Origin of the sequence: Acinetobacter lwoffii (assembly GCF_024129355.1) — a bacterium.
GTDB classification, from domain to species: Bacteria; Pseudomonadota; Gammaproteobacteria; order Pseudomonadales; family Moraxellaceae; genus Acinetobacter; species Acinetobacter lwoffii_I.
Genome location: NZ_JAMXXP010000004.1, coordinates 1 through 26069 on the forward strand (window position 1 = coordinate 1; position 26069 = coordinate 26069).

Here is a 26069-nt window from a genome sequence, read left to right on the forward strand (position 1 = left end):
AGCTGTTAAAGTTGTTTTACCATGGTCAACGTGACCAATTGTGCCCACGTTAACGTGTGGCTTATTACGTTCAAACTTAGCCTTAGCCATGTTAATCTTCCTCGTTTACGTCGAACACAATTCTGAGTAAAACCCAGCTCCGACATATCGTTTAAAAAAACCGAACACCAAATACTTGAAAAGCAGACTAAATAGCCTGCTTTTGGAATTTCTTTGCAACAGAGTTGCTAAACTGTAATCTGGAGCTCTTATCGAGATTTGAACTCGAGACCTCTCCCTTACCAAGGGAGTGCTCTACCACTGAGCTATAAGAGCAAATATTAGTACTTCAATGGAGCGGGAGACGAGGGTCGAACTCGCGACATGTAGCTTGGAAGGCTACCGCTCTACCAACTGAGCTACTCCCGCACGATGTTGGTACAAACCACTTATTGAAGTCTTAAAATTGGTGGTGAGGGAAGGATTCGAACCTTCGAAACTTTCGTAGCGGAGTTACAGTCCGCCCCCTTTGACCGCTCGGGAACCTCACCATTTTTTACACTTACATCAGTGCTGTTCTTTACTTCACACTACCAAACTTCTAAGATGGTGCCGGCACACGGATTCGAACTGTGGACCTACTGATTACAAGTCAGTTGCTCTACCAACTGAGCTATGCCGGCGTTTCTTAGTGTTTCGTACGTTTCGTATCGGAACGGTGTGCAGTTTAGCAAAACTCAGAATCCTTGCAAGTGTTTTTTTCAAAAAAAACGTCAAAAACTCATAAAATCAAACCATTTGATGATAATTCAACCGCTTTGATCACTGCGCGAGCTTTTATTTGGGTTTCATTCCACTCAGATTCAGGATTTGAGTCGGCAACTAACCCTGCTCCAGCCTGAACATAGACCTTATTTTCGCGAATGACACAGGTACGAATCGCAATCGACATGTCCATTTCGCCATGCCAGCCTAAATAACCAACAGCACCACCAAAAATTCCACGTTTTACCGGCTCAACTTCGTCAATAATTTCCATGGCACGGATTTTTGGCGCGCCTGAAAGTGTGCCTGCGGGGAAAGTTGCCTTAAAAACGTCCAGAGCATCGACATCATCACGTACTTCACCCTGCACATTGGAGACAATATGCATCACATGTGAATAACGTTCGATCACCATTTGATCAGTTACCTGCACTTTGCCAATTTTTGCAATGCGTCCCACATCATTACGTCCCAGATCAATCAGCATGACATGTTCAGCAATTTCTTTTTCGTCAGAGAGTAAGTCCTGCTCAAGTGCCAGATCTTCTTCTTTGGTTTTGCCACGTGGACGGGTTCCCGCTAATGGACGAACTGTGGCAATACCATTTTCCAGACGGGACAGAATTTCAGGAGAGGAACCGACAATATGGAATGGCGTGTTATTTTCCAAGGTCTGCCCTTGCACCAGGAACAAATACGGCGATGGATTGAGATGACGCAGCGCACGATACACCTGTAGCGGGTCACCGTCGAAGTCAGACACCATCCGGTGCCCGGGTACGACCTGCATTACATCTCCAGCACGAATATACTCTTTGACCTTTTCCACCGAAGCAATGAAGTTGTCATGTCCGGTGAGGGACTCGAAATGTGGCGGACTATGTTTTTCAGCTTTAAGACTGATGGGCGTGGCAAGAATATTTTCTAATTCATTTAATTGTTCATGTGCTTTTTCATAAGAACCCGGAGCAGTGGCATCAGCATGTACGATCAGGAACAAGGTATCTTTTAAATTATCAAACACGATGACGGTTTTAGACAGCATCATCCAGATATCGGGTAAACCAACCGGATCTGCTTCAGGCACATTTTTTAACTTCGGCTCGATATAACGCACAGCGTCGTAACCAAAGTAACCAACTAATCCACCAGTAAAACTCGGCAAGTCCGGCAATTCTACCTGGGTAGGCACCTTAAATTGCGCCTGAAAATCACGGATATATTGAAATGGATCAGCACAGTGCTGTTTTTCAATTGAAGCATCTGCATGCTGTACCGTCAGTTCGCCTGCATTGCAGGAAAATACAGTAGATTCACCTAGTCCAATAATCGAATAGCGTGCCCAGTTCTCTCCGCCTTCTACGGATTCAAATAAATAAGCCTGCTGATGCTGTTTAAGGCGTGCAAAAATAGAAAGTGGTGTATCGGTATCTGCCAGACGCTGACGATAAACAGGAATGAGATTATAGCCTTGTGCAGCAAGTTGCTGGAATTGTGCTTGAGTGGTCATGCGGTTTTTCTCTTTAAATTAGGGTTACTCAGTATGTAAATAGAATTGAACTGAGCGACGCCATCGAAAAACCTTACAACTATTCATTTTCTTTCCTTAGTACGCGTATTAGGCAAGTAATTCTCTAAGATCATCCACAATCTGCTGCGGCTGACAATCTGCAATATTTTCACCATGATTATAGCCATAGCTGACCACAACACAATCAATCCCGGCGCGGCGTGCGGCTTCAACATCATTGGAAGAATCGCCAATGAGCAAGACCTGTTCTTTACTCACCTTATAATGTTCGACACAGTGCAACAACTGGCGTGGGTGCGGCTTACGTTCAGTAAAACGGTCGCCACCAATAGTATCGGCAAAATAATGAGCCATATCCAAGGTATCTAGAATACTGCGGGCAGGAAGTTCAGGCTTATTGGTCACACAAATCAGGGTTTTACCTTGGGCTTTAGCCCAGTCCAGAAATTTCAGGATTCCCGGAAAAGGAACGGTATCGACGCAGGGATCGACATTATAGATATCCAGAAAAGTCGTTAAGAGTTCCTGATGCTGTGCCGGTGTGACTTCACCCACCAGATGCTGGAGTACACTTTCACAGAATATCGACGTGCCCTTACCTACCCAGGTCCGTACCTGCTCTTCAGTCACCAGAGGCAATTGCAGCACATTCAGGCTCATATTCATGGCGCGATACAGATCATGTGCTGAATCCACCAAGGTACCATCCAGATCAAACAAGATCAGTTCGCGCTTTTCTAATTGTGCAATAGACATCCCGACCCTCTTTTATAATGTGCGCAGCCACAAAAAAGGCATGCGCTATGCATGCCTTGATTGTAACCAATCATCAGCTTATTTGAACAACAACCAAGCCATAATTGCCAAAATAATCAGCACAATCACTGAAATCAAACCTACAGATACATTTTTCTGGGTTTCTTTTTCCTGTTCTACACGTGATACAGGCTGCTCAACCGGAATTGGGGTAGGCTCTGGTTTTACCGCATTAATGTCCACGCCTTCCGGAATAGGTGCCGGTTTTGGAATACCGACATTGGTTGGCATGCCATCACGGGTTAATTGTACCGTAGCATCACGATGTTTCAGTTCCGGCATTCCCTGATCATTCATTTGCTGTGCAGGTGTAGGCTCAGCGACTTCGACCTGTTCCACGACTTTTTCTGCCGTTGCTTCAATTTCTGCTGGAACCTCTACTGCAGCCGCAGGCGCCATTACTGAAAATTTCAAGCTGGCAAACTGAACAATGTCATCCTGCTTTAATAAGGTTTCTTGCGCAATCTGCACATCATTGACGAAAGTGCCATTCGATGAACCCAAATCCTGCACCCAGAGCGCATCATCCTTTAGTAAAAATGCCGCATGTTTACGGGAGATTTCCGCAGCCTGTAACACGATATCTGCCGCCTGATGACGCCCCACCAGCATGTCACGGTCAATGCTAATTTCCTGTCCTGTTAAGTCGCCTGTAATCGCGTGTATTTTCCAAGTCATGAAAGTTACTTCTCTGTTCTCTTTGACATTATCATAACATGCTGTCTGCAAATGCGAATGACTTAGCTTTTGGGTCTAAGTGTGGTTGTTGTAACGGTATTTTTACTTTTTTCTACCTGTTGGACGGGTTCTACCACTTGTCGCTGAATCACTGGTTCTATCGCTACCGGCGTAACAACTACATTGGCTGGCTGCGCCTGAACGGGTGCGGTCGGCACAGTTTGATAAGTCGAGTTTTGCAATGGCGTTCTGGATACTGGAATTCGCTGTTGATACACATCTTCAACACTTTCTGGCAGCTTGGCAAAGTTCCCGTCCGAATCGAGTGCGAGTTGCAGACTATATAGCTGACTATAGCGTTGTTGGGTCAGTTTACGCACTGCATTTTTATCCCCCACAATGGTTGGATGGATAAAGATCAATAAGTTACGCTTCTGATTGGACTTACCTTCTGAACGGAATAAACGTCCCAAGCCTGGAATCGCACCCAGACCAGGTACAGCCTGACGCCCATAACTGGTGTTATCTGAGATCAAACCACCAAGGACAATGGTTTGTCCATGTTCGGCCAGAATTGAGGTTTTGATCGCTCGCTTGCTGGTGACCAGATCCTGTGCCTGCCCTTTACTGGCCTTGACATCAGAAACTTCCTGTTCCACTTCCAGGCGTACCGTACCATCTTCGCCAATATGCGGGACCACCTTTAAAGTGACCCCGACATCCTTGCGTTCAATGGTGGTATAGGGATTAGCAACTCCAGCAGCACCTGTAGACACTGAGCCTGTCACAAAAGGTACGTTTTCACCCACCACAATATAAGCTTCTTCATTATCCATGGTCACAATCGACGGCGTAGACAACAGGTTGGATTTAGTGGTTTCTTTGAGTGCCTGAATCATCGCACCATACAGACGACGGGAACCATCACTGCCTTCACGATAATCACCGAGTACCAGTGAACTGCCCGCGCCCACGGCACTTGCAGCACCTGCACCACCACCGGTGAGATAACCGGCCGCAATATTTTTCAGACTAGTCCCAAAATTATCGAAGTTCACCAGCCCAATCCCACTGCTGATATCACCCAAGGCCCATTGCACACCGAGTTGATCCGCATCGGTTCCTTCCACTTCAATAATCGCGGCTTCGATCAGCACCTGTTGACGACGGATATCCAGCTGGTCAATTGCTGATTCAATTTCTCGCATCAGTTGTGGATCCGCTTTCACCACCAGAGAATTTTGCGTGGTATCGGCAATAATACTGACGCCATTACCATTAAAACTGGTAATTCCGCCCTGCTCATTATTCATGCCGGTATTCAGCTGAATGCCTGAAGAGGTGTTGCTACTCGAACCCGTACTGGTATTGTTGTTATTTAAATTGCTGCTGGAACTGAGTGAAGACGAGGTCGAGGTTGTGCTACCTGAATTTGAATTACTACTGTTCACCGCCTGCCCGCTCACCAGCCCCTGCAAGATTTCCGCAAGATTTTTGGCACTGGCATATTTCAGACGAAAAACTTTTAAACCGCCCAAACGATCCGCAGCCGGCACATCCAGAGTTTCGATCACTTGACGCACCCGTTTGCGCGTCGTGGGATCACCTTTGATGATGATCCGGTTGGTACGGGTATCTGCAATCACCCGCACCCGCGAACCGCGGACATCTTTAGCTCCACCGGTGGCAGTCATGGACTCGATCAGTCCAATCATTTCCTCAGCCTGACTGGATTGCAAGCTGACCGCTTCAATGTCATTCTGACCGGTGCCATCCAGATTGCGAATGATGGTTTCCAGCTGGTAAATATTACTGGCGCGATCCGATACAATTAAGGCATTCGTCCCGGGCACCGCCGCCAGATGGGCAAACTGCGGCATCAAGGGACGCAATGCAGGAATCAGGTCATTCGGATTGGTATTTTCCAGCCACAACACCCGGGTCACAATCTGGTCACCACTGGCACGGCTTCTGGCATCATAGGGAATGCCCGAGCTTTTGACATTGCTGTCCGGAACCAGCTTGATGGTATTCCCCGAAGGAATTGCCACCACACCGTTGACATTCAACACGCCTAAAAACAGGTCATAGACTTCATTTTTATTCAGGGCTTTATTGGAAATGACCGTCACATTGCCACGTACTCGCGGATCGACTGCAAAGTTTTTGCCAGTAATGTCGGCCACTTCATTAATGAATGCAGTTAAGTCAGCATCTCGAAGGTTAATTTTCCAGGTTTGTGCATAACTCGCCGTACTGACTATGGCCATTAACGGTGCGGCCACACAGAATGCCCATGCTGATCGATTATTATTAAATAAAGCCATAAACTTTCGTGTTTCCTAACCCTATGCGTGATGACACATCACTTCAAATCTTGTTGTATGGTCATCACCTGATCACCACGTTTTATTTCGAGTTTGACCTGACCTTCACGTCGGGCCTGTTCCAGTAATTGTGCTTCGGTTTGTCCCTGACTCAGCGTCTGGCCATTTAAAGACAAAATCCGGTCGCCCGGTCTTAAACCCAGGCGATTACGCAGTGCAGCCGGCGTCCGTGAAGTCACTTCATAACTACCATCTGCTGCACTCACCCCCATATTCTGTAAATACTGGTCTTTGTTTTCCTGCATCTGCTGGATGGCCCGACCAATTTCATTCTGTGGCGAAGGCTGCTCAGGCATACCACTATTAGAAGGCATAGCAGGCATTGAACTTGAAGATGCTGATGTTTCCGGCACAATCGGCTGATTCAAGCCATTTTCCAGACCTTTGAATAAGATTTCCTGAGTAGCACCTGTGGATCGACGCAAAATAACCCGATCCCAATGCACTTCAGCCAACTCAAAACCGCTATTGGCCAACATTTCCCCGACACGGTAACGATCGACCTGATCATTGATTTTCAGTACCGCAGAAGAGTTATAACTTGGACTGGCGACCATCACCCCTTGTAAAATGATATTGGCCGTTTCAACCACACCCGCAGACTGCCCAACTTCCTGAAACAGCGAAAATGCACCGATATTCGGAATTTGCGGCTGTTGCGAACCCAGTTCAACCCGCTCCAGCTGCATGGCCTGGGGTGGAGCTATCAGCAACCAGAACAAAGCCGCCAGCTTCCAGCATAGATACAGGATGAGCAGTAACAAAACCACAGGTGCAGCACGATTGAGCTGTTTCAGTTCAATATTTTTTAAATCATTCAGAGAAACTGTCATCAATTCAAGCCTCCCATTAAGGGTTGGCGGGTACTGATCACATAGGTATCTAATCCGGCTTTACCTTCATAAGAAGGTGCATTCATTAAAAAGCGCTGGGTGAGCTGGATATCCAGCATCAGACTCGGATCAAGCTTGATATTCAGCATACGTTGATCGCGACTATCCCGAACATCAACTAACAGCTGTCCGCTTTCATCTGCGAGTTTTCCAGTCATGGCAGGTACATTCATGCGTTCCTGACGCTGAGCAAAGGTATAAATCAGCTCACCACCCGCCCATTGCATTTGCCCAGCCACCTGACTGAAGCCCTGTTCTTTTTTATATTTAAAATCCAGATTTTTAAACTGAATCGCAGTACTCGGCCATTGCCAGTCTGCAAGTTTTTTTAGAGTTTCAGGCGCGACCTGCCCTTCAAGATTTTTGAAAATCAAAGACTTATTCAGACCATAAGCCATGATCCCGGAAAGCTGGGTATTGCCACTATGCAAATCCACATGTGCTCCAACTCGCAGCAACAGCAAATCCAGCGGCCGCACTTTCCAGTTCAGACTGCCCCGAAGATTGCCTTTTTTCCAGTCCGCACTTCCCTGCCAGATATTTCCGTTTACATTATGCAAAGTCTGGTTATTTTTATAAAATTTCGAAATTAACCAGGCTGCTGGCACTTGTAATACGACAAAAATAAAAAATGCAACAAGAGCAAGGATCAACCATCTTAAAGTTTTCGGTTTACTGCTCATCCCCACCACGACCAATCGCTCAAGTCCAAATCCCCATTTATAATTTTTCCCTTATACCCACACATTATGCACACTTTTCTGTCAACGCCAATTCATAGATATAAAAAAACCAAGCAGGTATGCTTGGTTTAATGATCATAGACTGTCTGTATGACAGCCTAATGACCAGATCAAATGAAGGCTTAGATCAGGAAATCGTCCAGCTTTGCGCCTTTTTCCAATTCAGCCACCAACCAGCGCGGCTGTTTACCACGGCCAGTCCAGGTATCGTCCGGATTGCTTTTGCTACGGTAACGCGGCTCAACCGACTTACGTGATGATTTCTTACGCTTAAACGCACCAAATTCAAGTAACTGTTCAACCGTCATACCAACTTTCTCGGCAACTGCCAAGATTTGCTGATAAGCATCTTCAATCTCTTGATCTTTTTTTGAAGCAATCAGTGATTCTGCTTCTGCTTGTAAACGTTTTAACTCTTCTACTGATAAATGCGTAATATCTGGCATAATGCTCTCCGAAAAATAATATTATTCATTTTGTTAAATAATAGCCCCATCATATTTATATTAAATAAAACATTCAATATAAAACCTTAAAGCAATAACAATAAAGTTTAAAAAAAATTACAAAATAAAATGCTTCATTCATTTTTAAATTTCATGTTGAACGCTTAATTCAAGTGCTTTGATTTTTTCGCGAATATGTTCCGGAATTTCTGTTTTCTGCATGGTCTTTTTATCGACACAGACAATAACTGCTTCTGAAGTGGCGACAATACTTTGCTGTTTTTCACTCCATAATAGATATTGCATTCTGAATGCAATATTACGGATTTCTTCAATACGTGCTGCCACTTTTAAATGATCAGGAAAAACCACGGGTTTTAAATAACGGCACTGATTGGATGCCACTACGGTAGATACCGATTCAGAGAGAATTTCTAATTGGGTTAAATAAGCTAGACGTGCACTTTCGACATAACGGTAATACATGGCATTATTGACATGTCCAAAGGCATCCATATCGCCCCATGCAACTGTTTGTTCATAAATAACTGGATATTGTTTTAATTCTGACATCATTATGCTCAAGTCTTAATTTCTATAAAGTTTACATTCGATTCAAATACTGCATTTAACTGCTGTAGCAAGTCCTCCCGATCTTGTAAGGCAGCTTTAATTCTTAAATAACTCATCCGGATATCATCCGGATATAAGTCGAGCAGTTGCTGGGCTTGATCTGTATAGCCTGTAGCTTGCAACACATGCCATTTCGCAAAGCTTAAAATCGGCAATGCTGGATATTTGGCTTCCCAGTATGAAATCTGTTGTGCAATCGCATCATAATCTGGATTTTGCCGCAATAACTGTTGCTGGAACCACAAATAAAAGACATCCTGATTAAATTGCTGTTCCATTAAATGAATCGCAAGCACTTCATGCTCGGCACTCATTTCTGGCATTCTAAATAATAATTTCAACCATAATAATTTGACTGAATAGTCACGATCAAATATCTGAGGTTTTAAATCTAAATAACGTTGCTGTAAATAAAATAAATCGTCCTGTGTGGCTTGGTCATAGGCCAGTAATAATTGCTCCAGCCATGATTTTTTTACTTCTTGGTCTAAATGTCCATATTGAGTCGAGCGTAAATATAACCAGGGAAACTGCATGGCGAATACCCCCCATAATACGACAAGACGCTGCTCATAGGCTGTTTTAACCTGTATTAACCAAGGCGATAATTCATGCTGATTTAAAAACTCTAAATGGGTAAGTGCTTGTTCACCTTGCTGTTGTGATAAATAAATTTCAATCCGTTGCAATTCTGCCAATTCAAATGCCATGGGATTGGACTGATTTAAAGCAGTTAATGCATGGGTATATTGTTGTTGCCCCCAAGATAAACGTGCATCAATAATATGTTTAAGTAAACCCGACTTGGTAAAAGACTGCTGAATAAAATCCCGCTGATCCTGCGCAGCGTTTAATAACCAGATGACTGCCAGTTGTTCATAAGGATGTAAGCGGGAAAAACTAAAGACCGTTTCAGTTTTACGTTGTTCACGGCTGCGATACTGCTTGATCGCATACCAGATGCAATGCATCAGAAAACTCACGCTCACCAAGGATGCGGCCAAAAACCAGAGGGTGGTTTGTAACTGCCACTCGCGCCAATACAGATAGACATAGCCAGCCCCATGTCCATAACTCAGGATACTCAGCCCCGCAATACCAAGCAGGCAGACAAATAAATAGGCTAGCAGAATCTGTTTCATAAGCAATTAGCCCACTAGGGTGCGTGTGTTTAATAATGGAATCGGAGTAATCGGGGTGGCCTTGATTTGATTCAATTGCTGAATCCATTTTTGGCTCTGTGCATCCGGCAATTGTCCCAAAACTTCAATCACGGCATTCAGTGCTTGCTGAAAAGCGACAGATTGGTCTTTTTGCAAGGTATTTTGTGCGATGAGCAAGCGTAACTGGGCCTCTTTCAGTACCAGATGCCGTTGCATCAAGACTGTGCTTGGCTGATCTGCGGATTCAACCTGAATCCAGCGCTGCCAGAAAGAGCGTTGAGTTTCTGGACGCTGACGATGTGGTGTCTGAATTTCTTTTTCAATTTCAGCATCCATCTGCACCAAGAGTTCTTTTACTTTATTTTGCTGCACTAATCGGCTGTTCACGAATTTTTTCAGCATGTCCTGATCTTTTGCAATCACTTGCTGCAAACTGCTGACCAAGGCAGGCGCTAAAATATAATCATCCAGCTCATTAGATAACTGAGTTAATTTCTCAATCGCAGTGGCGTATTGTTGCTGTTGCAGTGCAAATTCGATCAGATCCAGATGTTGCTGCACCAAGACAATATCATTTTGCGTTGCATCAGTTGCCGCTTCATTTACTGACGCTTTCGCTGAAGTAGTTCCAGCACTTTCCTGCTGAGCAGAAATCTGGCGTTTTAAAGCCACAAACTGATCATTGAGATTGGCATTTTGCTGCTGTAACTGATTAATGCTTTGATTAAATTCAGTCTGTGCTGTATTCAGAACATGAAGGTCGTAGCTGAGCTTGACCAGCCATGACAAACTTAAGATGAACAATACAATGAATAGTTTCTTCATGCGTTCCCTAATATCAGCCCCATTTTCTGCAAGATCGTATTTGCGTCTAAATCATCGATTTTTACGAATTGAAAACTTGCCTGATGCTGCTGTTGATATTCCCCAAGAATATTGGCCAAACGTGGCCCCAAAACCAAATAACAGGCTTGCTGTATAAACTCCGCATTCCTCTGCAAGAGTATCAGCCAGTTTAACCAACTTGCCTCACTGGTGATTAGCACTGCAAAACGCTGCTGTGTCTTAAGCAGCGCCAAATTCTCTGCCAAAATCGTTGCCGTCGTTTTAGGACATTGCCGCCGGTACAAAATAAAGTTTAAAACTTTAATATTGCTGGCACGTAAATGATCCATCATAAATTGACGACCACCTTCTCCGCGCCAGAAAGCCACACCTGAACCAGAAGCCAGTTGCTTCAACACAGGCAATTGCAGCATGCCTTCCGAAGTTTCGACCTCAGGCACATGACTATGAATGCCATAGCTCGCCAGTGCCTGTTCAGTGGCTTTTCCCACTGACACCCAATGCACCTGCGCCAAGGCCGAGAGCTTAATACCCGCCTGTTGTAAATATTGCATGCCAATCTGAGCGGCCGTCGGACTGACCACCACAATAATCTGTGCCTGCTCCAGCTGCTGATACAAAATCAACAGCTCATCGGAATAAGGCATGGCATGCAGTTCGAGCAAGGGCAATTCCAGAACAGACACCTGTGCTGCCTGTAACTGTTGAGTCAAGCCTGCAGCACGATCACTGGGGCGAGTATTAATCAATAACATCAGTGTGAATAGAGTGCTTTCAGCAACTCGCCAGCACCTTGATCAAGCAGGTCTTTTGCCAGCTCTACACCCAATTGCTCCGCAGCTGCCATTTTGCCAGTATGCTGTGCCCGGAGCAAAACTGTTCCATCGACACTGCCCACACGACCTTCGATTGAAATCACACCCTCTTTGAGCGTGGCATAACCAGCAATCGGCACCTGACATCCGCCTTCTAGATAGGCATTAAAGGCACGTTCGGCACGTACACACGCATCTGTATCCGCATGCAGGAGTGGCTGAATCAAGTCCAGCACCGTCTGATCATGAGTACGGCATTCCAGTCCCAATGCCCCTTGACCCACGGCCGGCAGACTGACTTCAGGCATCAGAGTATGACGAATACGTTCTGCCAGACCCAAGCGTTTTAAACCGGCACTGGCCAGAATAATCGCATCATACTGGCCTGCATCCAGTTTAGATAAACGTGTGCCGACATTACCGCGTAAATCGATAATGTCCAGATCTGGACGCTGTTTTAAAATCTGGGTTTTACGGCGCAAGCTTGAGGTTCCGACTTTGGCGCCTTGTGGCAATTCTTCAAAACTAGTGTAGGTATTCGACACAAAGGCATCTAAGGGATCTTCACGTTCACAGATCACTGCCAGACTCAGACCTTCGGGCAAGGCCATCGGGACATCTTTCATGGAATGCACAGCCAGATCTGCACGACCATCCAGTAAAGCGGCTTCTAATTCTTTTACAAACAGTCCTTTTCCACCAATTTTAGCCAGTGGTGTATCTAGAATTTTATCGCCCTGTGTAACAAAAGTGACTAACTCAACCTGCAAACCAGCTTGCAAATCTTGTAGGCGCGCACGGATGTGTTCCGCTTGCCAAAGCGCAAGTGGACTTTGTCGAGTTGCAATTTTTAGGGTCTTCATAAATTTCAATAACAGTAAATGAGAACAATAGTCTAAACTTAACCTGCTCACTTGAAAATGCAAGTGAATTTATATAAGTTTCAACTCAATGCTCTCATTCATCCCCTGCTAAAGCTTTTGAATCCGATCTCGTAAAAACGGTAAATGTCGCCGACTAACCGCCAAACGATCGTCCAGCTCACGACAACGTACCTGATACTGACCAGAACTCACCACTTCCAGACCATCCAGATAATGCACCGAGATCAAGGCATTACGATGAATCCGGATAAACTGGTTCCCAAACTCCTGCTCTAACTCCTTTAAGGTTTCATCAATCAATACACTGCCGTTTTTATGACGCACAGTGACATATTTCTGATCCGCCAGAAAATAATAGATATTTTCAACTGGCACCAATTCGACACCACGATAGGTCTTTGCCGCAATCTGCTGGCGGCTGATATTGATTTCGTCCATATTTTCTTTTTGTTTTAGTTGGCTCATTTGAGCTTGGGTAAGTTTAGTTAAGTGCTCTAAAACCTGTGCCAATTCCTGTTGCATCACCGGTTTAAGCAAGTAGCCTTCGGCATTTGATTTAAATGCATCCAGCGCATGTTGGTCATAGGCCGTACAAAAGACAATGGCCGGCATTGGATCCAGTTGACGCAAATGTTGCGCACAAGCTAGTCCATTCATTTCAGGCATTTGAATATCTAATAGGATGACATCGGGTTCGTATTGGTGAGCCAGATCAATCGCTTGACGGCCATGGCTTGCTGTCGCCACCACATCATGCCCCAGTTGAGAGACCAAACGTGATAAACGCTCGACGGCCAAAGGCTCATCATCACAAATCAGGATGTCCATTTCTCCTCCTTACCCAGTTAACCTCATCAGATGAATGATAAAGCCAACTGCGATTTCTTTGATTTATTTTTATTTATATTGATATCGCACTACCGTCGTAAACATCCCTTCGCCGGCAAAGGTTTGAAAAGTCACACTAGGTCCATAATAAGCTTGCAGACGCTGTCTAACATTTTCTATTGCAATACCATGTCCCTTTTTTAAAATTTTATTATCCTGTGCATAAGGGTTGGTTATGATGATATTAATTTGATTTTGCAATATTTCAACCAATATGCTTATGGTACTCTTTGTGAGAATTTTTTCAACTCCATGGAAAATACTATTTTCTAACAAGGGTTGTAAAGTTAATAATGGAATTTGAACTTGTGAGTATAAGTCTTTGTTTTCTAACTTCCATTCCACCTGCAAACGCTCACCTAGACGGATCTGCTCAATCTCCAGATAGCGCTGGCACAGATCAATTTCCTCCTGCAGGTTGACCAGTTTTAATTCCTGAAAACTGGCACGAAATAACCGTGACAAATTCAACAGCATGTGCTCGGCTTTATCCGGATCGATACTGATCAGGCTGATCACACTATTCATGCTGTTAAACAGGAAATGCGGCTGAATCCGTGCCTGCATGGCCTGAATTCTAGCATTCAGCTCGCTATGCTGCTGCTGCTCCCATTGCTCACGCAAATAAAGATAGCGAAAACAGAAAGTTCCCAGCAAAATTCCCAGACTTAAATGGAGTCCGACCCGATCCAGCGCAATCGCCAGGTTTAAATCCTGAAAATTAAAATTCTGTCCAAAATATATCAAGATATTCAGGTTCACCGTAGTGAGCAGTACAATTGCCTGTAACAGCAGAAATCCAGAAATCAAAGCCAGTTTGATTCCCATACGTTGAAAGGCTTGATGGAACAGCTCGACCAGTGCTGCAAAACATAACAGTACCCAGTTGATATACAGGATATATTGCAGCAGGTGCATTCCATTCAAAGCCTGCCAGGATTGCGCTTCTGCAAGCGCCAGAATCATGGCCAGAATATTGCCGCCAGCAAACAGTTCCAGCAAATAGCGTAGATTGCCGATCTGGCTAAAAAAATAGGAATTTTGCGTCTGTTCGTTTATCGATGTAAAAGATTGAGCAGATGTGACTTCGGCAATGGGCTTTGAATTTGTTATACTCTTTTTCGTTCTACTGCTTTTAATCTGATTGAGCCGACATGACCACATCTTCTAATTCCTCTAATCCATCACACGCCCAGACTTCGGGTATGTGGGGCGGTCGTTTCTCTGAAGCGACTGATGCTTTTGTTGCTGAATTTACAGCATCTGTTCAATTTGACCAACGTTTTTATAAACAAGATATTGCAGGCTCGATTGCCCACGCAACCATGCTGGCAAAAGTGGGCGTACTGACCACGCAAGAACGCGATGACATTATTGAAGGTCTGACAGCGATTCAAGCCGATATTGAAGCAGGCAACTTTGAATGGCGCATTGATTTAGAAGATGTCCACATGAACATTGAGTCACGCCTGACTCAACGTATCGGCATTACTGGCAAGAAACTGCATACCGGTCGTAGCCGTAATGACCAGGTGGCTACAGATATCCGTCTTTATGTACGCGATGAAATCGATAGCATCCTGGAATTACTGAAAAAATTACAAAAAGGTATTTTAAGCTTAGCGGCTAAAAACACCGACACCATCATGCCAGGCTTCACCCACTTGCAAACCGCTCAGCCAGTGACTTTTGGTCATCATCTAATGGCTTGGTTTGAAATGCTGGTACGCGATTCAGAACGTCTGATTGATTGCCGTAAGCGTGTCAACCGTATGCCGCTTGGTTCTGCTGCACTTGCAGGTACTACTTATCCAATCGACCGTGCTTATACTGCTGAACTGCTAGGTTTTGAAGCTGTTGCTGAAAACTCGCTGGATGCAGTATCGGATCGTGACTTTGCGATTGAATTTAATGCCGCTGCATCTTTAATTATGATGCATTTATCACGTATGTCTGAAGAACTGATTCTATGGACATCTGCACAGTTCAAATTCGTGAATATTCCAGATCGCTTCTGTACTGGCTCTTCAATCATGCCGCAGAAGAAAAATCCGGATGTGCCTGAACTGGTACGTGGTAAAACCGGCCGTGTCTATGGCGATTTGATGAGCCTGCTGACTTTAATGAAAGGCCAGCCTCTAGCCTATAACAAAGACAATCAGGAAGATAAAGAGCCATTGTTCGATGCGATCGATACAGTTCGTGGTTCACTCATGGCATTTGCTGACATGATTCCTGCACTGGTTCCAAACATTGCTGAAATGCGCGAAGCAGCGCTGCGTGGTTTCTCAACTGCGACTGACCTAGCTGATTACCTGGTGAAAAACGGCGTTGCATTCCGTGATGCGCACGAGATTGTAGGTAAAGCGGTTGCACTCGGTGTACAAGAATCTAAAGACCTGTCTGAATTGACACTCGAACAACTGCAACAGTTCTCTGACCTGATTCAAGCAGACGTATTTGAAAAAGCCCTAACTCTTGAAGCTTCGGTGAATGCCCGTAATCACATTGGTGGCACCGCGCCTGCTCAAGTGAAAGCAGCCATTGAGCGTGCACATGCGCGTTTGGAACAACTTTACGCATAATTTTGGAGTATGGATATGTCTCGAAAAGTTTTTTGCCGTAAGTATCAGGCGGACATGGAAGGTTTAGACTTTGCTCCATTCCCGGGGCCAAAGGGTCAGGAATTGTTTGATACCGTGTCTAAACAGGCTTGGCAAGAATGGCTAAAACACCAAACCACGCTAATTAATGAAAAGCGTTTGAACGTGTTTGAAGCTGATGCGAAAAAGTTTCTAGAAGAACAGCGTGAAAAGTTCTTTAACAATGATGCATCCCTAGAAAAAGCCGAAGGGCTAAAGCCTGAGTAAAAAAGAAAGCACTGCTTTTCTTTTTTACGTAAGACAAGGACGAAGTCCGCGTAGGCTTTAATCTAAAAGAATCTCCATTATTGGGGATTCTTTTTTTATGTATTGCTCTAAACATTACTCAAGACCAGCGAAGCGGGTAGTTTTGAATGTGAAGAGCTCCCAATGCAGGAACTTTTCACATTAAAGCCCTGCCTTTCTTTTTTACACAAAACAAGAATGAAGTCCGCGTAGGCATAAATCTATCCCCTATTTCAGGGGATTTTTTGACTAATTCTAGCAAATCTTACTAACTCACACTTAGAGCACAAAAACAGATTTTTACTTATTCTATTTCGTTTATCTAGTCAGCCACTATCCTGCTGAAAAACATTCAGATTTGTATCAAAATAATAGATTGTAAAAGCAATATACAGAGTATTCACAAAACACAACATTCTGCTACAAGAAGCCACATGATTAAAAAAAACTGTCTCTCTATAATGAGCCCTAAGAAGATGAGATATCTTTGAATAACTATAATAATAAGCAACAAATACCCCGATTTCATCCCAGTTCTTCCCCCAAAGACTGGGTATTTTTTTGCCTGCAATTTGCCGATTGGCTTGATAATTTAAGCGCATAAAAAAAGCCCCCTTTCAAGGAGCTTCTCTTTTCATTTCGATTAAGGCTGTTTCAGATATGGCCAAGCCGCTTTCAGATAAATGAACATCGACCATAAAGTGAGTACCACTGCGGTGTATAGCAAGGCATACGCCAGCATTTCTAGCGGTGGCCAGTTCAGCAGGAATACGGTGATAGCGATCATCTGAAAAGCGGTTTTGTATTTACCCACTGTTGAAACCGCAACATTGGTCCGCGCACCGAGTTCTGCCATCCATTCACGCAGGGCTGAAACGGTAATTTCACGCGAAATAATTACAATCGCAGCAAAAGCCATCGACATGGAAGGCTGCCATTGCACCAATACAATCAGTGCAGCTGCGACCATCAATTTATCTGCAACCGGATCGAGAAACCGCCCAAAAGCGGAAGTCTGGTTTAATGTACGTGCCAGATAGCCATCAAACCAGTCCGTTACCGCAGCCACCACAAAGATCGTGGTTAAAATGATATGCCGCGTCATATCGGGGTTATGAGCATCAAAGCCCATTGCAGGTGGCCAGTAAGCCACCAATAAAAATACCGGAATAAGAGCGATACGCGCCAAGGTCAAGATATTTGGAATATTCAGGATACGACCTGTAGTCATAGACACCGCCAATTTTTCCCCTCATGTACGATGAAAATGCACACTTTTTTAGAGGTTTGATCCATCATTAATAGGCTTCACTTTATACGAATTGACTTGCAGTGTCACTAGGCAAACACCGTCACTGTTTGTCTTGCCATCGCAATCAGGCGATTTTCGGCATCCCAGAGATAGGCATGCTCCGTCGCATAACCATCCGCAGCATAGTCGGTAAATACTTTATATTTAAACCAATCATGCAATTGATGTTGAACCGGATGCACATAGGTCACTGTCCAGGTCAGACTACTCGCAGGCGCCATGTTTTTAAACATCGGCAACACCCCAGGTGGCCAGATATCAAAAATAGCCATCAAGTCTGCGACCAGAAATTCACGGTTGTGATGCTTTTCAGGATGAAACCGGCACCAGCCACCAAAGTCCGGACGAGGACTGGCACTACAAGGTAGATTGACATCCGCCCAGGCTACTTCGAAATGGTCATAACAGTCTGGCATACCATAGCCAACAGGAATCTGAAACAGCTGCTCTGGCGCAGCATAGTCGGGTGCCTGAACTTGTTGCTTTACCTGAATCTCTGAATCACGGGAAATACCAAAACTGGCAATCAGAATACTTTGCACCGCGTCGTCCTGCCATAAGCGCACTTCAATCGTGGTCACCGACTTGCCCTGCCGCAGGATTTCGGCACTCAGTCGTACTTTGGCTTGCTGAATCGGGCCGACAAAGGTCACACTGCAACTCAGCAAATGCTTGGCCGGATCATTGATGTGAGTGACGGCTTTTTGCATCATCATCGCGGCAGCCAGACCACCATACAGAGTACGACCCTGTAACCATCCCTGTGGAAACTCTACCCATTCCTGTTCGGCAATTTGTGCATAAAGTGCATGCAAAGACATGTTGATCCCTCAGTAAGTCTTGATGCTCAGTATATTCGGTAAAATTCTTCAGGTTGTGAATGTCACGTGACCCAAGCGTCAATGCGCACTTTGGCCCTTGCATTTAAGCCACGCGTCATTCATGCAGCACTTTATAAATCATCCGGGCCATGACTGAACCCAGTCCCGGTACCAGTTGCAGATCTCTTTCTGAGGCTTTCAGTACGCCCTGAATCCCGCCAAAATGGGTCAGCAAATCCCGACGGCGTTTTGGTCCGAGCCCCGGAATAACTTCCAGCACTGATGAACCACGCTTTTTATCGCGTTTGGCACGATGCTTGGTAATCGCAAAGCGGTGTGCTTCATCACGTACCTGCTGAATTAGATGCAGTGCCTTATGATCCTCCGGTAATTGAATTTTACTGCCATCGGTAAAGTGCAAGGTTTCCAGACCAGGCTTACGTCCCTCACCTTTGGACACACCGACCATAAAGGCATCCAGTCCCAGTTCCTGCATGACTTCCATTGCCATGTGCAATTGCCCCTTGCCACCATCAATCAGCAGCAAGTCTGGCAACAGGGCTTTTTTATAACGACGGGTCAGCGCCTGACGCATGGCGGCATAGTCATCACCCGCCTGAATATCGTGAATGGAAAACTGGCGATAATCGCGCTTGCGCGCACCACCACTATCAAAGACTACACAGGATGCCACGGTATCTTCGCCCATGGTATGTGAAATATCGAAGCACTCGATCCGGTCTACAGGATGGCCGACCACCTGCTCCAGCTGATGAAAACGCTCATTTAATTCTATATGATTGGCCAGCTTGCCCTGAATCGCGTGCTGTACATTCATCTGCGCCAGTTCCAGCCATTCGGCCCGGGTTTCGCGGACTTTGGACTTGATCTGGATTTTCTTGCCAAAATGCTGCGAGAGTGCTGCTTCCAGTTCTTTACGATCAGCCACTTCCAGATTAACAATCAGTTCAGCCGGAATTTCATCGGCCACCTGAAAATAAAAATTGGCAATAAAATCGGCCAGCATCTGCCCCAGGTCATCACTGAGCATATCTGGGAAATAACTTTTTCCACCCAGCATTTTGCCGTTGCGCACATGCATGATCTGCACACAGGTCACCCCGGCCTGATAGGCAATCGACAGGATATCGGCTTCGCCTTTGAGCTTATAGATCGCCTGCTGCGACTGTACGTCTCTTAACAATGCCATCCGGTCACGATAGAACACCGCTTTTTCAAATTCCAGCGCTTCAGCGGCCGCTTCCATTTTTGCGATCAGTTCCTGATTCAGCTCCTTGGTATCGCCCTGCAAAAATCGGATCGAGTTATCGACATCTGCCTTATAGTCTTCCGGAGAAATAAATCCGACACAGGGCGCAGAGCAGCGTTTGATCTGGTATTGCAGACATGGCCGGGTCCGGTTGGCAAAAAAACTGTTTTCACAGGAACGCACATTGAACAGTTTTTGTAGCACCACCAGAGTATCCCGGGCGGTATACGCACTCGGATAAGGTCCAAAAAACTTGCCCACCTGGTGCTTGCCCTTGCCGCGCCCACTGGCTAAACGCGGATAGGGTTTATCTGCCGAAACAAAAATATAGACATAAGATTTGTCATCACGCAGCATGATGTTATAGGGCGGATGATGCAGCTTGATCAGGTTCTGTTCCAGCAACAAGGCTTCAGTTTCAGAACGTACCACCAGGGTCTGGATATCATAAATCCGTGCCACCAAGGCCTGGGTTTTGGGATGATCCAGCGTTTTGACAAAATAGCTGGAGACCCGGTTTTTCAGGTTTTTGGCTTTACCCACATACAATAATTCACCGTCTTTGCCATACATCCGGTAGACCCCGGGCAGGCTGGTCATATTCGCCAGGATTTTTTCAATATGGGGGCGTGCGTTTTCGTTCACCTAAAGCCTATTTTTCACCTACAATCTGCAGATATATGTGATGATTGTTGCGTCATTTTCAAGCAAAAACACAAAATTCCCCTGAAGCTGCCACTTAATCTTAAAGTTCCTGTCGGGTTATCCCCCCAATCTATAATCCTCACGACATAAACTGATTGTTAAAAGCTATAAGTTTCAACCTTTAACTTTGTTATGCTCAAAAAGTCTAGTTTTGAGATGATTCGCATGACCCTGCAGCAATCGGGCATTCATATTGTTCAACCCTCCACCTCCACCCATCACCCGTCTGAACGTGCTCGCCTGATTGGTAAACCGCGTTTTCATTTCGAGCCGAGTAAGGTAATGCAACTGCTACGTGAACGGATTATTGGGCAGGATGCAGCCCTGAATGAAATTGAAAAAATGTTGCATGTGGTCAAGGCAGATTTTTCCAGTCCGGATCGCCCTTTGTCGGTTACCTTGATGCTGGGCCCTACTGGCGTCGGTAAAACAGAAACCGTGCGTCTGATTGCCGATGCGATCTATGGCCGCCCGGATGCCTTTTGCCGGATTGATATGAATACTCTGGCACAGGAACATTATGCGGCGGCTTTGACCGGCGCACCGCCCGGTTATGTGGGATCAAAGGAAGGTCACAGCCTGTTTGATGAAACTGCGATTGCCGGCAGTCATACCCGGCCCGGCATCATGCTGTTTGATGAGCTGGAAAAAGCCAGTAACGAAGTGATTCGCGGCTTGATGAACGTGCTGGATACTGGCCGGCTGACCTTGAAAGCGGGCACTAAAACTATCGATTTTCGCAACTACATGATCTTTATGACCAGCAATGTCGGGGCACAGGCGGCGCAGCAATATCTGGACAAACTCAGCTATCTGCCTGAGAAAATGCAGGCACTGTGTCTGAAGCGCGTTCCCACCCAGCGCATCATTGAAAAAGTCATGCAGCGTAAATTCGACCCTGAATTTCTGAACCGGATTGACCGCAGCCTGCATTATCAGGCGGTACAGCATGATGCCCTGCCACGTCTGGTCGAAATTGAACTGGATAAACTGAACAAGCGCTTGCAACATCAGCAACGCAGCGTGCATTTAAGCGCTTCAGCCAAAGCCTATTTCTATCAGGACCATGATATTCGTTACGGCGCCCGACATTTGGGCCGCAAGATGCGTACCGAACTGGAGCCGATTCTGGCGCTGTATTTTTTAAACCAGCCTGAGCAGTTCAGTCTGCATCTGGACTGTGTCGATGGACAGCTGGTGGTTCTGCCTGAGCAAGCAAAAGCTTAACTAAGGCAGACTCGATATCAGTTTTTATTCGGCTGAAGCACCTGTATAAAAGCAGTTTGATCTTTGGGTGAAACCAATATAAATTTCTGCACGCCCGCATCAGTATAGTCAATCCGCAGACGCTTTAAAGATAAGGCTGGCGCAATGATAGAGTGGTCTGTGGGCTGAATGGATTGGATTTCACTTAACGGAATCTTCCAGCTTAACCACAGGCTTTTTATGGTCAACACCCCATTGTCCATCACATAGCGCGTACTCCACAGCGGCCACCATAAAATGATAATAGTCAGGACATAAACCGCAGTGTGCAGCGGATATTGCTGCATAGTGCCTTTGGCCTGCATGGTCAGCAGTAGTTGCAGCAACAGGCCACTCATACAAATCACAAAAGCCAGCAGCCACCAGTCTTTTTTAGAACGAAATACGTGCATCGATATCCCCCATATCTAAGTGCAAGATCATCATAAACAATTCCATAGCAGATGACAGGGATTCAACCCGGCAGGATGGAAATTATTTTAAATCACACATCGACAGGATCGTTCCCATTTTCGATCTCATCAGAAAAGTTCAGTAACTCAAATGATCTAATACACTGTTATTTGTGCTGATTAAATACTATCAGCAAAGACCTGAAAGCCCTGCGCTCAGCATACTTCGAGGCTAAAAATGGCAAGTTCAAGGATAGAAATTGACTGAATTGACAAAATTCCGCTAGAAATGCACCTTGAAAATCAGTCACCCTGCTCCATATCTATCAGGCTGATTGATAAAAAATAATGAATTGAAACAAAATCTTTGGTTCATCTTCTTTTAGAAAACTGAAAGGAAAAGTTATAGCGGGGCGGATCAGTCTGGCAGAAATTGATGACCATTGCGTCACGGCTTGATACAACTTGTTATGTTCTTTTTGGATATAGTTATCGTAAGATTAGCGAAGTCAAAAAGTGCGCGGGACATGCGCACTTGCTTCACAACATCAACTTAGAAGTCCTCCAAAATAAAGGAGATCAGGGCATGATCCACGCTGGCAATGCCATTACCGTCCAAATGCTTGAGGACGGGATTGCAGAATTCCGCTTTGACTTACAAGGTGAGTCCGTTAACAAATTCAACCGTGCAACGATTGAAGATTTCAAGGCTGCTATCGAAGCCGTCTCCCATGCCGATATTCAAGGTCTGATTGTGACTTCAGGCAAATCTACATTTATTGTAGGTGCTGATATCACTGAATTCGGCGACAACTTTGCTCAGGGTGAACAAGCGATTGTTGACTGGGCAATGCCAGTACATGAAATTTTTAACAGCTTCGAAGACCTCGACATTCCTAAAGTGGCTGCCATTAATGGCATGGCACTGGGTGGCGGTTTCGAAATGTGCCTGGTGTGTGACTACCGTGTCATGTCAGAACAGGCACAAGTGGGCCTGCCTGAAATCAAGCTGGGGATCTTCCCGGGCTTCGGTGGTACAGTTCGTTTAAGCCGTCTAATCGGTATCGACAACGCGGTAGAATGGATGGCAATGGCCAATCCTAAGAAGCCAGCTGCTGCACTGAAAGACGGCGCAGTCGATGCTGTCGTTCCTGCTGACAAGCTACAAGATGCTGCACTTGATCTGGTAAAACAGGCGATTCATGGCCGTTTAGACTGGAAAACCAAGCGTCAGGAAAAACTCGATCCAGTTAAACTCAGCCCGATCGAACAGATGATGGCGTTTAACTCATCGAAAGGCATGGTTCTGGCAAAAGCTAATCCAGCTCAATACCCTGCACCAAAATTACTGCTTGATTCTCTTCAAGCGGGTGCGAGCCTGCATCGTGATGACGCGCTGAAAGCTGAAGCTGAAGGCTTTGCCAAAGCTGCAGTCACACCACAAGCAGGTGCCTTGATCGGTTTGTTCCTGAACGACCAGATCGTGAAAAAAACCTCGAAGCGCTATGAAAAAGGTGCGCATCCAGTGAACCAGGCGGCTGTTTTAGGCGCGGGTATCATGGGTGGTGGTATTGCTTACCAGGCGGCAAGCAAAGGCACACCGATCATCATGAAAGACATCGGTAACCAGCAACTTGCTTTGGGTATGAAAGAAGCCAATGGTTTACTGACCAAACAAGTTGAACGTAAGAAGATGAAGCCTGCTCAAATGGGTGAAACTCTTGCACGTATCCGCCCGACTCTCAGCTATGACGAATTCAAAGAAGTCGACATCGTGATTGAAGCGGTAACGGAAAACCCGAAAGTCAAAGGCATCGTGCTGAAAGAAACTGAAGCGAAAGTTCGTGAAAACACGATCATTGCATCTAACACTTCTACGATTTCAATCACGCGTCTGGCTGAAAATCTGGAACGTCCTGAAAACTTCGTGGGCATGCACTTCTTTAACCCGGTACACATGATGCCACTGGTTGAAGTGATTCGTGGTGCGAAGACTTCTGACGAAGCGATTGCAACCACAGTCGTTCTGGCTCAGAAGATGGGTAAAACACCAATCGTGGTCAATGACTGCCCGGGCTTCCTGGTGAACCGCGTATTGTTCCCTTACTTCGGCGCATTTGACCTGTTGCTTAAAGATGGCGCTGACTTCCAGCAAATCGATAAAGTGATGGAAAAATTCGGCTGGCCTATGGGCCCTGCTTACCTGATGGACGTGGTCGGTATCGACACTGGCGTTCACGGTGCAGAAGTGATGGCTGAAGGCTTCCCGGATCGCATGAAGCCTGACTACAAAGGCTCGATCCAAGTCATGTACGAAAACAAACGTCTGGGGCAAAAGAATGACGTTGGTTTCTACAAGTATGAACTTGACCGTAAAGGCAAAAAAGCCAAAGTGGTTGATCCGACTGCGTATGAGCTTGTAGCCTCTGTTGCAACTTCGGAAAAACGTGAATTTGACGCTCAGGAAATCATTGACCGTATGATGCTGGCTTTCTGTAACGAAACAGTTCGTTGCCTGGAAGACAACATTGTAGCGACTGCTGCTGAAGCAGATATGGCGATGATCATGGGTGTTGGTTTCCCGCCATTCCGTGGTGGTCCATGCCGTTACATCGATCAAACCGGTGTAGCTGAGTATGTTGCGCTTTGCAATAAGTATGCGCACCTTGGTAAAGCTTATGAAGCGCCAGAAATGTTGCGTGACATGGCTGCTAACAACAAAAAATTCTACGGTTAAGGAGCAACGTGAATGGCTACTTTAAATCCACGTGACGTTGTCATCGTCGATGGCGTACGTTCAGCAATGGGTAAAACCAAAAACGGTATGTTCCGCAATGTACGTGCCGACTCGATGTCTGCTGAGCTTGTCCGTGCCCTCTTGGTACGTAACGAATTCGACCCGCATGAAGTTGAAGACGTAATCTGGGGCTGTGTCAACCAAACCCTAGAACAAGGTATGAACATTGCCCGTAATATCGCATTACTGGCAGACCTGCCGAAGACCGTTGCAGGTCAAACGGTCAACCGTCTTTGTGGTTCGTCTATGCAGGCGATTCACACTGCGGCTGCGCAAATTGCAACGAACCAAGGTGATATCTTCATCATCGGTGGTGTTGAGCACATGGGCCATGTCGGCATGATGCACGGCATCGACCTGAACCCTGAAGCGTCTAAGCATTATGCTAAAGCGTCGAATATGATGGGCTTAACTGCTGAAATGCTGGGCCGTATGAACGGTATTAGCCGTGAAGAACAGGATGCGTTTGGTGTGGAATCACATCGCCGTGCCTGGGCTGCGACTGAAAATGGTCTGTTCCAGAACGAGATCGTCGGCATTGAAGGTCATAATGCAGATGGCTACAAAATCTTGTGTGATATCGATGAAGTGATCCGTCCAGATGCGAACCTTGAATCGTTCAAATCTTTGCGTCCAGTATTCGATCCGAAAGGCGGTACAGTAACTGCAGCGACTTCTTCAGCATTGTCTGATGGTGCTTCTGCAATGTTGCTAATGTCTGCTGAACGTGCTCAAGCTTTAGGTCTTAAGCCACGTGCTGTAATTCGCTCTATGGCGGTTGCAGGCTGTGATGCTGCGATCATGGGCTATGGTCCGGTTCCAGCAACGCAAAAAGCGTTGAAACGTGCTGGCCTGTCAATTGCCGATATTCAAACTTTTGAACTGAACGAAGCCTTTGCTGCACAAGGTCTTTCTGTTCTTAAAGGCTTAGGCATTTATGACAAACAAGACATCGTGAACCATAACGGTGGCGCGATTGCATTGGGTCACCCATTGGGTTGTTCTGGTGCGCGTATCACAACAACATTGTTGAACGTAATGGAACAGCAAGATACGCAAATCGGTCTTGCGACGATGTGTATTGGTTTAGGTCAAGGCATTGCAACAGTGATCGAACGTGTTTAATTCTTAAATACTTTGATCAAGAAAAT

24 protein-coding genes and 4 tRNA genes are annotated in these 26069 nt (G+C 45.6%); 5 read left to right on the forward strand and 23 right to left on the reverse strand.

Annotation, left to right across the window (positions count from 1 at the left end; translation table 11 throughout):
* From NI468_RS03660 to NI468_RS03750, 19 genes are all read right to left on the reverse strand, one after another.
* A partial coding sequence (locus tag NI468_RS03660) for a GTP-binding protein (protein ID WP_072292276.1) occupies nt 1-90 on the reverse strand: 90 nt, incomplete at its 3' end.
* 150 nt (nt 91-240) lie between these two features.
* Nucleotides 241-315 (reverse strand) — tRNA-Thr (locus NI468_RS03665).
* 17 nt (nt 316-332) lie between these two features.
* A tRNA-Gly gene (locus tag NI468_RS03670) sits at nt 333-408 on the reverse strand.
* Between the two features lie 38 nt (nt 409-446).
* A tRNA-Tyr gene (locus tag NI468_RS03675) sits at nt 447-530 on the reverse strand.
* Between the two features lie 56 nt (nt 531-586).
* Nucleotides 587-662, reverse strand: a tRNA-Thr gene (locus NI468_RS03680).
* Nucleotides 663-760: 98 nt separating this feature from the next.
* Nucleotides 761-2254 carry an anthranilate synthase component I gene (trpE, locus tag NI468_RS03685; protein WP_086044200.1) on the reverse strand — a complete coding sequence of 498 codons (1494 nt, stop codon included), beginning with the start codon at nt 2252-2254 and terminating at the stop codon, nt 761-763.
* 108 nt (nt 2255-2362) lie between these two features.
* Nucleotides 2363-3031, reverse strand: a complete 669-nt coding sequence (locus tag NI468_RS03690) for a phosphoglycolate phosphatase (RefSeq protein ID WP_086044201.1) — start codon at nt 3029-3031, stop codon at nt 2363-2365.
* A 78-nt stretch (nt 3032-3109) separates the two neighbouring features.
* Nucleotides 3110-3769, reverse strand: coding sequence for an FHA domain-containing protein (locus tag NI468_RS03695; RefSeq protein WP_004729299.1), 660 nt, complete (start codon nt 3767-3769; stop codon nt 3110-3112).
* Between the two features lie 62 nt (nt 3770-3831).
* The gene (gspD, locus tag NI468_RS03700; protein WP_253099995.1) at nt 3832-6096 is read right to left on the reverse strand and encodes a type II secretion system secretin GspD; all 2265 of its coding nucleotides are present in this window, start codon (nt 6094-6096) and stop codon (nt 3832-3834) included.
* A 38-nt stretch (nt 6097-6134) separates the two neighbouring features.
* Nucleotides 6135-6989 carry a type II secretion system protein N gene (locus NI468_RS03705; protein WP_253100186.1) on the reverse strand — a complete coding sequence of 285 codons (855 nt, stop codon included), beginning with the start codon at nt 6987-6989 and terminating at the stop codon, nt 6135-6137.
* Complete coding sequence (gspN, locus tag NI468_RS03710) at nt 6989-7732, reverse strand: type II secretion system protein N (protein WP_253099998.1); 744 nt, start codon at nt 7730-7732, stop codon at nt 6989-6991. The genes NI468_RS03705 and gspN overlap by 1 nt, the downstream gene beginning before the upstream one ends.
* A gap of 182 nt (nt 7733-7914) precedes the next feature.
* Nucleotides 7915-8241, reverse strand: coding sequence for an H-NS histone family protein (locus NI468_RS03715; protein ID WP_253100189.1), 327 nt, complete (start codon nt 8239-8241; stop codon nt 7915-7917).
* Between the two features lie 141 nt (nt 8242-8382).
* A complete protein-coding gene (locus NI468_RS03720) occupies nt 8383-8811 on the reverse strand; it encodes an acyl-CoA thioesterase (RefSeq protein WP_253100001.1) in 429 nt (142 codons plus the stop codon).
* An 8-nt stretch (nt 8812-8819) separates the two neighbouring features.
* Nucleotides 8820-10013, reverse strand: coding sequence for a heme biosynthesis protein HemY (locus NI468_RS03725; protein WP_253100005.1), 1194 nt, complete (start codon nt 10011-10013; stop codon nt 8820-8822).
* 6 nt (nt 10014-10019) lie between these two features.
* A complete protein-coding gene (locus NI468_RS03730; RefSeq protein WP_253100008.1) occupies nt 10020-10859 on the reverse strand; it encodes a hypothetical protein in 840 nt (279 codons plus the stop codon).
* Nucleotides 10856-11635 (reverse strand): uroporphyrinogen-III synthase, encoded by a 780-nt coding sequence (locus NI468_RS03735; protein WP_253100011.1) that lies wholly within the window; start codon nt 11633-11635, stop codon nt 10856-10858. The genes NI468_RS03730 and NI468_RS03735 overlap by 4 nt, the downstream gene beginning before the upstream one ends.
* Complete coding sequence (gene hemC, locus NI468_RS03740) at nt 11635-12558, reverse strand: hydroxymethylbilane synthase (protein ID WP_253100014.1); 924 nt, start codon at nt 12556-12558, stop codon at nt 11635-11637. Before hemC ends, NI468_RS03735 begins: the two co-directional genes overlap by 1 nt.
* A 108-nt stretch (nt 12559-12666) precedes the next feature.
* Entirely contained in the window at nt 12667-13407 is a 741-nt protein-coding gene (locus tag NI468_RS03745; protein ID WP_004278633.1) for a LytR/AlgR family response regulator transcription factor, read from the reverse strand.
* Nucleotides 13408-13476: 69 nt separating this feature from the next.
* Nucleotides 13477-14631, reverse strand: a complete 1155-nt coding sequence (locus NI468_RS03750) for a sensor histidine kinase (RefSeq protein ID WP_253100017.1) — start codon at nt 14629-14631, stop codon at nt 13477-13479.
* Here NI468_RS03750 and argH point away from each other — a divergent pair.
* Together argH and NI468_RS03760 are read left to right on the forward strand one after the other, a co-directional pair.
* Entirely contained in the window at nt 14622-16052 is a 1431-nt protein-coding gene (argH, locus tag NI468_RS03755; protein WP_171501402.1) for an argininosuccinate lyase, read from the forward strand. The genes NI468_RS03750 and argH overlap by 10 nt on opposite strands.
* Before the next feature lie 15 nt (nt 16053-16067).
* Nucleotides 16068-16337: an oxidative damage protection protein gene (locus tag NI468_RS03760; RefSeq protein ID WP_253100020.1), complete on the forward strand. Its 270-nt coding sequence runs from the start codon at nt 16068-16070 to the stop codon at nt 16335-16337.
* A gap of 661 nt (nt 16338-16998) precedes the next feature.
* On the opposite strand, the gene pgsA is transcribed toward NI468_RS03760, so the two are convergent.
* The 3 genes from pgsA to uvrC all read right to left on the reverse strand — a co-directional run bounded on the left by pgsA (nt 16999) and on the right by uvrC (nt 20403).
* A complete protein-coding gene (gene pgsA / locus NI468_RS03765; RefSeq protein ID WP_016806864.1) occupies nt 16999-17586 on the reverse strand; it encodes a CDP-diacylglycerol--glycerol-3-phosphate 3-phosphatidyltransferase in 588 nt (195 codons plus the stop codon).
* 107 nt (nt 17587-17693) lie between these two features.
* Nucleotides 17694-18488: a thioesterase family protein gene (locus tag NI468_RS03770; RefSeq protein ID WP_086044207.1), complete on the reverse strand. Its 795-nt coding sequence runs from the start codon at nt 18486-18488 to the stop codon at nt 17694-17696.
* 115 nt (nt 18489-18603) lie between these two features.
* Nucleotides 18604-20403: an excinuclease ABC subunit UvrC gene (gene uvrC, locus NI468_RS03775; protein WP_005108089.1), complete on the reverse strand. Its 1800-nt coding sequence runs from the start codon at nt 20401-20403 to the stop codon at nt 18604-18606.
* 225 nt (nt 20404-20628) lie between these two features.
* Between uvrC and NI468_RS03780 the strand changes: the two genes are divergently transcribed.
* Complete coding sequence (locus NI468_RS03780) at nt 20629-21690, forward strand: AAA family ATPase (RefSeq protein ID WP_253100024.1); 1062 nt, start codon at nt 20629-20631, stop codon at nt 21688-21690.
* 17 nt (nt 21691-21707) lie between these two features.
* On the opposite strand, the gene NI468_RS03785 is transcribed toward NI468_RS03780, so the two are convergent.
* Nucleotides 21708-22121 carry a PH domain-containing protein gene (locus NI468_RS03785; protein ID WP_005105414.1) on the reverse strand — a complete coding sequence of 138 codons (414 nt, stop codon included), beginning with the start codon at nt 22119-22121 and terminating at the stop codon, nt 21708-21710.
* 586 nt (nt 22122-22707) lie between these two features.
* Here NI468_RS03785 and fadB point away from each other — a divergent pair.
* The gene (fadB, locus tag NI468_RS03790; RefSeq protein WP_168730643.1) at nt 22708-24858 is read left to right on the forward strand and encodes a fatty acid oxidation complex subunit alpha FadB; all 2151 of its coding nucleotides are present in this window, start codon (nt 22708-22710) and stop codon (nt 24856-24858) included.
* A gap of 12 nt (nt 24859-24870) precedes the next feature.
* Nucleotides 24871-26043, forward strand: coding sequence for an acetyl-CoA C-acyltransferase FadA (fadA, locus tag NI468_RS03795; RefSeq protein ID WP_004729264.1), 1173 nt, complete (start codon nt 24871-24873; stop codon nt 26041-26043).
* The last annotated feature ends 26 nt before the right edge of the window (nt 26044-26069 follow it).